Consider the following 8,365-nt stretch of genomic DNA (forward strand, 5'->3'; position numbering starts at 1 on the left):
TGCCTGGTTCGAGGAGCGATAAGCGGGGTCGGTACGCCTGGTCGAGGGCCGGTAGGCGGGGGCCGGTAGGCGGAGCTGGTGGGGGAGGACCGTCCCGGGACCAGCCCACCGACCGTCAGTTCCCCTCCGCCCCCCGCACCCGAACCCCCTCCACAGCCACCACGCTCCCGTCGTCCCCCTGCCGTTCGACCACCACTCGGTCCTTGCCGCCCCGTCCGACCCACCGCGTCGTGTACCGCTCGGCCTCCGGCCGGTCCCAGCCGTCGCCCGCGTCCCGGATCACCACGGACGAGACGGTGCGTCCCCGGGGCGGTGCCCAGGCTTCCAAATCGACGCTCCCGTCCGGGGACCGGACCGGCAGCACCGCGCCCGCCTGGGCGAACACCGGGATGCGGGAGAGCGGCGCGTCGACGAGGACCTGGCCCGGACCGTCGTACGCCCGGCCGGTCCCCGTGTCGTACCAGCGCCCGCGCGGCAGCCGTACCGCCCGCCGGTCCGTGCTGCTCTCCAGAACCGGCGCTACAAGGAGAGCGTCGCCCAGCAGAAACGCGTCCTCACAGTCCCGCAGCGCCCGGTCCTCCGGCGCCGACCACCACAACGGCCGTACATAAGGAGCGCCGGTGCGGTGCGCCAGATGGGCCAGGGACATCAGATAGGGGCGCAGACGGCGGCGCTCCTCCATGACCACGCGCGCGTGCTCCAGGACTTCGGGCCCGAACTCCCACGGCTCCCTGCGCCCGGCGCCCATCGCCGCATGCGTACGGAACAGCGGGAGATACGCCGCCAGTTGGAACCAGCGCAGATACAGCTCCGGCGACGGGCTGCCGTCGAACCCGCCCACATCCGGCCCGGAGTACGGAACTCCGCACAGCCCGACCCCGATGACCAGGGACAACGAGGCCCGCAGCCCCGGCCAGCCCGTCGCCACATCCCCGGACCAGGTGCCCCCGTACCGCTGCATCCCCGCCCAGCCGGACCGCGAGAACAGGAACGGCCGCTCGTCCGGCCGCAGTTCCCGCAGCGCCTCATGGGCCGCCCGAGCCATGCACAGGCCGTATACGTTGTGCGCGGCCCGATGGTCGCCGCCGACCCCGTCGAGGTCATGCCGGGCCGACCGGGGCAGCGTCCGCTCCCCGAACGCGGTGAACGACACCGGTTCGTTCATGTCGTGCCAGAACCCCGCGAACCCCTGCGCCAGGCGCTCCTCGTAGAGGCCGCCCCACCACTGCCGCACCTTCGGCGCCGTGAAGTCCGGAAAGACGGCCTCCCCCGGCCACACCACCCCTCTGACCTCCCGCCCGCGCGCGTCCCGCACGAACACGTCAAGGGCGTGCCCCGCGTCGTACACCTCGTTCCCGTGCTCCGCCTCGACCCCCGGATCCACGATCGACACCAGGCGTACGCCGTCCCGCCCCAACTCCTCGGCGAGGTCCGGCAGTCCGGGGAACCGCTTCCGGTCCACCGTGAACACCCGGTGCGCGTCGTAGTGGTCGATGTCCAGATGCACCGCATCCAGCGGAAGACCGCGCTCCTTGTACCCCCCGACGATCCGCCGCACTTCCTGCTCGCTGCCGAACCCCCAGCGCGCGTGGTGGTACCCGAGCGCCCACCCGGGCGGCACCGCGGGCGCACCGGTCAGCGCCACCAGCGTCTGCAGCACCCGCGCGGGCGGACCCACCGCCACCCAGCAGCGCAACGGCCCGCCCTCCATGCGCAGTTCGCTGCCCCCGAGCCGGTCGTGGCCCGACCCCGCACCCTCCACGCCCTCGCGCAGCGCCACGTACCCGTCCCACGGGTTGTCGTACAGGGCCAGATGCGTCCCCGCGTCGGCCACCACCAGCTGCGTCGGCATCGTCAGGTACAGCGGATCGTCGCCCGGCCCGAACGAGTTGTGTGGGTCCGTGTTCCACAGACGATACGTACCGTCTCGCAGCCGTGGCCCGCTCGCCCGACCGCCGAGCCCGAAGAACCGCGCGTCCGCGGCCACCTCGGACCGCTGCACCCAGCGCGCCGGACCGCCGCCTTCCGGCTCCCACCACCGCGGCGGCAGCTCACGCCGCAGCACCACACCGCCCGGCGTGCGCACCTCCACACCCCCGTGCCGCGACACCACGACCGTGACGCGCTCCGAGACGACCCGCCAGCCGCCCTCCTTGTCCGGCTCAAGGACGGCCCGCGCATCCGGCTCCGGGCCACCGCCCAGGACGGCGTACGACGGCTCGGGCCGCGCCCCGTCCCAGCCCCAGAACACCGCCCCGCCCTCGGTCACCCGGACCAGCAGCTCCGACCGGGCGAACCGCACCACACCACCGCCGGGCCCCGGCTCGACACCCGTCACCGCCCCGGGCACCCGCGCGCGCTCGGCCCCGCGCGGCGCCAGGCCGACCGCGTCCGCTCGCCGCCTGCGCAAGGCCGCCCGCACCTCGAGGAGCTTCTGCGCCGGGCGCCCAAGCCCCGCAGCCTTCACCGAACGCACGACGTCAAGACCGTTCATGCAGCTCAGCCTGTCATTACGCGGGGGCGCGAGAGGGCGCGTTCAACTCCCGTTCACCCGCAGTAGGGGCACACCTTCACAGCGCCGACCATGTGGCCAACCACCCTGGTGCGGAAGTCGATCACGTGGCATCGTCCTGTACGCCACGTCACGCGCACCACCTCAGCACGTGCGCGTGGCCGTCGCCCACACCGCGTACAGCTTGGGAGCCGCCCCGTGTCCACCGCCGCACCGCAGCCGCCGCAGCCCCTCTGGGCACCCGATCAGGCCCGTATCGACAGCGCCGCGATCACCCGCTTCCAGAGCTGGGCGGCCGCGCGGTACGGCGCCCCCGCCGAAGGCGGATACGCGGCCCTGCACCACTGGTCCGTGACCGAGCTCGAGACCTTCTGGAAGGCCGTCGTCGACTGGTTCGACATCCGGTTCTCCACCCCCTACGCGCGCGTGCTCGGCGACCGCTCCATGCCCGGCGCCCAGTGGTTCCCCGGCGCCACCCTCAACTACGCCGAGCACGCCCTGCGCGCCGCCGCCGAACGCCCCGACGCCCCCGCGCTCCTCGCCGTCGACGAGACCCAGGAGCCCCGCCCCGTCACCTGGGCCGAGCTGCGCCGCCAGGTCGGCTCCCTCGCCGCCGAACTCCGCGCACTCGGCGTCCGCCCCGGCGACCGCGTCAGCGGCTACCTGCCGAACATCCCGCAAGCCGTCGTCGCCTTCCTCGCCACCGCCTCCGTCGGCGCCGTCTGGACCTCCTGCGCCCCTGACTTCGGCGCGCGCAGCGTCCTTGACCGCTTCCAACAGGTCGAGCCGGTCGTCCTGTTCACGGTCGACGGCTACCGCTACGGCGGCAAGGAGCACGACCGCCACGACACCGTCGCCGAACTCCGCCGTGAACTGCCCACCCTGCGCGCCGTGGTGCACATCCCGCTGCTCGGCACCCCGGCCCCTGAAGGCACCCTCGAATGGTCGTCCCTCACCGAAGGTGACACGGAACCCGTCTTCGAACAGGTCCCCTTCGACCACCCCCTGTGGGTGCTCTACTCCTCCGGCACCACCGGCCTGCCCAAGGCGATCGTCCAGTCCCAGGGCGGCATCCTCGTCGAGCACTTCAAGCAGCTCGGCCTCCACTGCGACCTCGGCCCCGACGACCGGTTCTTCTGGTACACCTCCACGGGCTGGATGATGTGGAACTTCCTCGTCTCCGGCCTCCTGACGGGCACCACCGTCGTCCTGTACGACGGCAGTCCCGGCCACCCCGACACCGGCGCCCAGTGGGCCATCGCCGAACGCACCGGAGCCACCCTCTTCGGCACCTCGGCCGCGTACGTCATGGCCTGCCGCAAGGCCGGTGTGCACCCCTCCCGCGACCACGACCTCTCCCGCGTCCAGTGCGTCGCCACCACCGGCTCACCACTCCCGCCCGACGGCTTCCGCTGGCTCCACGACGAAGTGCGCGACAACCTCTGGATCGCCTCGGTCAGTGGCGGCACCGACGTCTGCTCCTGCTTCGCAGGAGCCGTCCCGACGCTGCCCGTTCACATCGGCGAACTCCAGGCCGCCTGCCTCGGCACCGACCTCCAGTCCTGGGACCCCCAGGGCAAGCCCCTCATCGACGAGGTCGGCGAGCTCGTCGTCACCAACCCCATGCCGTCCATGCCGATCCACTTCTGGAACGACCCCGACGGCAGCCGCTACCACGACAGTTACTTCGACACCTACCCCGGCGTCTGGCGCCACGGCGACTGGATCACCGTCACCTCCCGCGGCTCCGTCGTCATCCACGGCCGCTCCGACTCCACCCTCAACCGCCAGGGCGTCCGCATGGGCTCCGCCGACATCTACGAGGTCGTCGAACGCCTCCCGGAGATCCGCGAATCCCTCGTCATCGGCGTCGAACTCCCCGACGGCGGCTACTGGATGCCCCTCTTCGTCCACCTCGCCCCCGACGCCACCCTCGACGACGCCCTGCGTACGCGCATCAAGCAGGCCATCCGCGAACAGCTCTCACCCCGACACGTCCCCGACGAGATCATCGAAGCCCCCGGCGTCCCGCACACCCTCACCGGCAAGCGCATCGAGGTCCCCGTCAAGCGCCTCCTCCAGGGCGCCCCGCTGGAGAAGGCGGTCAACCCCGGCTCCGTCGACAACCTGGACCTGCTCCGCTTCTACGCCGACTTCGCCCGCGACAGCGACTGACCCACCGCTCCCCCCGGCCGTTGTCAGTGCTCGCCGCTACGGTGAGTGAGCACTGATCGACCATACGTTCCGATGTCCAGGGGGAGACATGACATCCGCAGACCACCGCACCCTGCGCCGCGCGCTGCGCCGAGAAGTCGCCGGAACCATCGGCCTGTTGGCCGACGAAACGGACTTCTCGGCCATGCGCCGGTACCGCACCTTCACCTTCGCCGACCACCCCACCTACCTGCGCGAGGTCGAGCGCCTGCTCAGAACCCTCCGCGCCGACGGCCGGCACACCACGCTCGCCCTCTTCGACCCCGAGGAGTACGCGGCGTACTGCACCGAGACCGGCCTCGACCCCGACACCCCCACGAGCCGCGGCCACTTCACCGCCCAACTCGCCACCGACAGCCCCACCGTGCCGTACGACGGCCGGGCCCTGACCGACCTCGTCCCCGACCTCATCGACACCACGGCCCGCCAGTCGATCTGGGAGTACGCCCAGCACATCCTCGCCACCATCGGCGACTGCGCCGACTGCGGCGAAGACATCGGCCGCGCCTCCTTCAACCGCGCCGCCGAACTCCTGACCAGCATCTGCGCCGCGCTCACCCCGGGCAGCCACCACCTCGTCACCAGCGTCAGCGTCGACGACACCGCACTCCTGGCAGCCCTCCGCATCGACAGCACGGCATCGCAGACGACGACCCTCGACGAGTCGGACGCCCTGGAATTCACCACCGTCCTGGCCGCAGGCCTCGCCACCCAGGCCCCCGGCGGCGTCGTCCTGCGCACCAGCAGGCCCGGCACCCCGGACCACGTCAGCGGCTGGCGCCTCGGCCCCGACCGGCTCGTCCCGCTCACCGAGGCCCAAGTCTTCGCCGCCTACTGCACCGACGCCGAGACGGGCGAACCCCTCGCACCGGAACCGGGCGTCGAGTACGGCACACCACCACCCCTCGCCCCCGACCCCGGCAACCATCCGCACTGACATCCGCGCTGAACAACCGAAAACACCGAGGGGTGCCCCGCACAGGCGGGACACCCCTCGGCAGAAACCGGCAGTTACCGGCCCCTCAACTCCTCACTCGCCGGACAGCACGGCCTGCGCCGCGGCCCTGGCCTCGTCCGCCGTGTCCGCGGCACGCGCCGCGGCGGCGGCACGCTCGCACTGCGCGAGCGTGTACTTGGCCAGCGTCGCGCGCACATACGGAATCGAAGCAGCACCCATAGAAAGGGAGGTGACCCCAAGACCCGTCAGCACACACGCGAGCAGCGGGTCGGACGCGGCCTCACCACAGACACCACAGCTCTTGCCCTCGGCCTTGGCGGCCTCCGCGGACAGCGCCACCAGGTCGAGCAGCGCGGGCTGCCACGGGTCCTGAAGCCGCGACACCGCACCGACCTGCCGGTCGGCGGCAAAGGTGTACTGCGCCAGGTCATTGGTGCCAAGCGACAGGAACTCGACCTCCTGAAGCACCGAGCGGGCCCGCAGCGCGGCCGACGGAACCTCCACCATCGCACCGAACTTCGCCTGCAGCCCGGCATCGCGGCACGCGTCCGCGAACGCCCTCGCGTCCACCCGGTCGGCCACCATCGGCGCCATGACCTCGAGGTACACCGGCAGCCCCTCGGCCGCCTTGGCCAGCGCGGTCAGCTGCGTCCGCATCACCTCGGGGTGGTCGAGCAGTGTCCGCAGCCCCCGCACACCGAGCGCCGGGTTCGGCTCGTCGCCCGGCGTGAGGAAGTCAAGCGGCTTGTCGGCACCGGCATCGAGCACCCGCACGACGACGCGCCCCTCGGGGAACGCCTCGAGCACCTTCCGGTACGCCTCGACCTGCTTCTCCTCGGACGGCGCCTTTTTGCTGTCGTCCAGGAACAGGAACTCGGTGCGGAACAGCCCGACACCCTCGGCCCCGGCCTCCACCGCCGCTGGCACATCGGCGGGACCGCCCACGTTCGCGAGCAGTGGCACCTTGTGCCCGTCGGACGTCGCACCGGGCCCGGTCGCAGCCGCAAGCGCGGCCTTCCGCTCCTCGGCCGCCCGCTCGAGCTCGGCCCGCTTCTCTGCGCTCGGCTCGACGAAGATGTCACCCGTGCTGCCGTCCACGGCGATGACCGAACCCTCGGCCAGCTCAGTGGCCCCCGGCAGCGCCACCACGGCGGGTACCCCGAGTGCCCGAGCGAGGATCGCGCTGTGGCTGGTCGGCCCGCCCTCCTCGGTCACGAAGCCGAGCACGAGCGTCGGGTCGAGCAGCGCGGTATCGGCCGGCGCGAGATCCCGCGCGATCAGGACGTACGGCTTGTCACTGTCCGGCACACCGGGCATCGGCACACCAAGGAGCCGCGCCACGATCCGGTTGCGCACGTCATCGAGGTCGGCAACGCGCCCCGCCATGTACTCACCGGCACCGGCGAGCAGCTCCCGATAGTGCGAGAAGGCGTCATAGACGCCCCGCTCCGCGGTGCTGCCAACGGCGATCCGCCGGTCGACGTCGGCCATGAGCTCCGGGTCCTGAGCAATCATGGCTTGCGCCTCAAGAACGTGCTGAGCCTCTCCACCGGCCAGATTGCCGCGCGCAATCAGGTCGGCGGCCACCGCTTCGACGGCCTGGCGGGCGCGCCCCTGTTCGCGCTCCGCCTCCTCCGCGGGAATCTGCTTGGCCGGCGGCTCGAGCACCGCCGTCCCCATGTGCCGAACCTCGCCGATCGCCACCCCGTGGCTCACGCCGACGCCTCGCAGCGTTGTCTCCATTTCACCCGTCTCCGATAACTGCGGTGGACTCGGCCACCGCGATGAATGAGGTACCTGCCGCTGCCCAGAGCGGCACTGACGTCAGTTCCAGCCGAACAGCGAGTCGCCGGCCTTCACATCGCCGTCCTCGTTGACGTCGGAGAGGGAGTCGGCCGTGGCCTCGAGCGCGACGACCGGGCAGATCGCCGACTTCCCGGCGGCCTCGACGGCCGCGGGGTCCCAACGCACGATGCTCTGTCCTCGCTGCACCGCGTCGCCCTTGTTGACGAGCAGCTCGAAGCCCTCGCCGTTCAACTGAACGGTGTCGATGCCGAGGTGCGTCAGTACGCCGTGCCCGTCACCGTCGACTACGACAAAGGCGTGCGGATGAAGAGAGACAACGACACCGTCAACAGGAGCGACAGCCTCCGACGGCTCACGCACGGGATCAATTGCCGTACCGGGTCCCACCATCGCGCCGGAGAACACCGGATCGGGCACATTGGTGAGCCCGATCGCGCGCCCGGCAAGTGGGGACGTCACGGTCGTCATGGGGAGCCTCCCAGGGGTGGAGAGTCATCTGCGTCGTCACTACCTGTCCGGGACGACGCACTGTTCAGAAGGGTAAGTCATAAGAAGTCCCGGTTCCGCACAACTGGTCCCACTTAACAGGCGTACGACGTACCGCAAACGATTTGCGTCCACTCCGTCGTGGCGTGTACTGTCGTGCCCCTGCCTGAGGCCGCACAGCGCGCCAAGCGCAAAGCCTCGGCGGCATCCTCATCGCGTCGATCCTATCCCTGGATCCGGTGCTGCATGTTCGCAAGCACCGTGGTCGGGAGTCCGGAAAAGACCTGATAGAGTTTGGAAACACCGAAGGGAAGCGCCCGGAGGAAAGCCCGAGAGGGTGAGTACGAAGGAAGCGTCCGTTCCTTGAGAACTCAACAGCGTGCCAAAAG

5 protein-coding genes are annotated in these 8,365 nt (G+C 71.1%); 2 read left to right on the plus strand and 3 right to left on the minus strand.

Translation table 11 applies throughout. The features are described 5' to 3' along the window. Positions 1-115 precede the first annotated feature (115 nt). Positions 116-2,494 carry a glycoside hydrolase family 31 protein gene (locus ACWD10_RS26545; protein ID WP_451095191.1) on the minus strand — a complete coding sequence of 793 codons (2,379 nt, stop codon included), beginning with the start codon at positions 2,492-2,494 and terminating at the stop codon, positions 116-118. A 216-nt stretch (positions 2,495-2,710) separates the two neighbouring features. Between ACWD10_RS26545 and ACWD10_RS26550 the strand changes: the two genes are divergently transcribed. Both ACWD10_RS26550 and ACWD10_RS26555 read left to right on the plus strand, forming a co-directional pair. Further along, a complete protein-coding gene (locus tag ACWD10_RS26550; RefSeq protein ID WP_451095193.1) occupies positions 2,711-4,687 on the plus strand; it encodes an acetoacetate--CoA ligase in 1,977 nt (658 codons plus the stop codon). A gap of 88 nt (positions 4,688-4,775) precedes the next feature. After that, positions 4,776-5,663, plus strand: a complete 888-nt coding sequence (locus ACWD10_RS26555) for a hypothetical protein (protein WP_451095195.1) — start codon at positions 4,776-4,778, stop codon at positions 5,661-5,663. A 93-nt stretch (positions 5,664-5,756) separates the two neighbouring features. Here ACWD10_RS26555 and ptsP read toward each other — a convergent pair whose 3' ends face one another. Together ptsP and ACWD10_RS26565 are read right to left on the minus strand one after the other, a co-directional pair. Continuing rightward, a complete protein-coding gene (gene ptsP / locus ACWD10_RS26560) occupies positions 5,757-7,427 on the minus strand; it encodes a phosphoenolpyruvate--protein phosphotransferase (protein ID WP_451095197.1) in 1,671 nt (556 codons plus the stop codon). Positions 7,428-7,508: 81 nt separating this feature from the next. Then, positions 7,509-7,958 (minus strand): PTS sugar transporter subunit IIA, encoded by a 450-nt coding sequence (locus tag ACWD10_RS26565; protein ID WP_451095199.1) that lies wholly within the window; start codon positions 7,956-7,958, stop codon positions 7,509-7,511. Positions 7,959-8,365: the final 407 nt, after the last annotated feature.

The organism is Streptomyces sp. NPDC002851 (assembly GCF_053591935.1).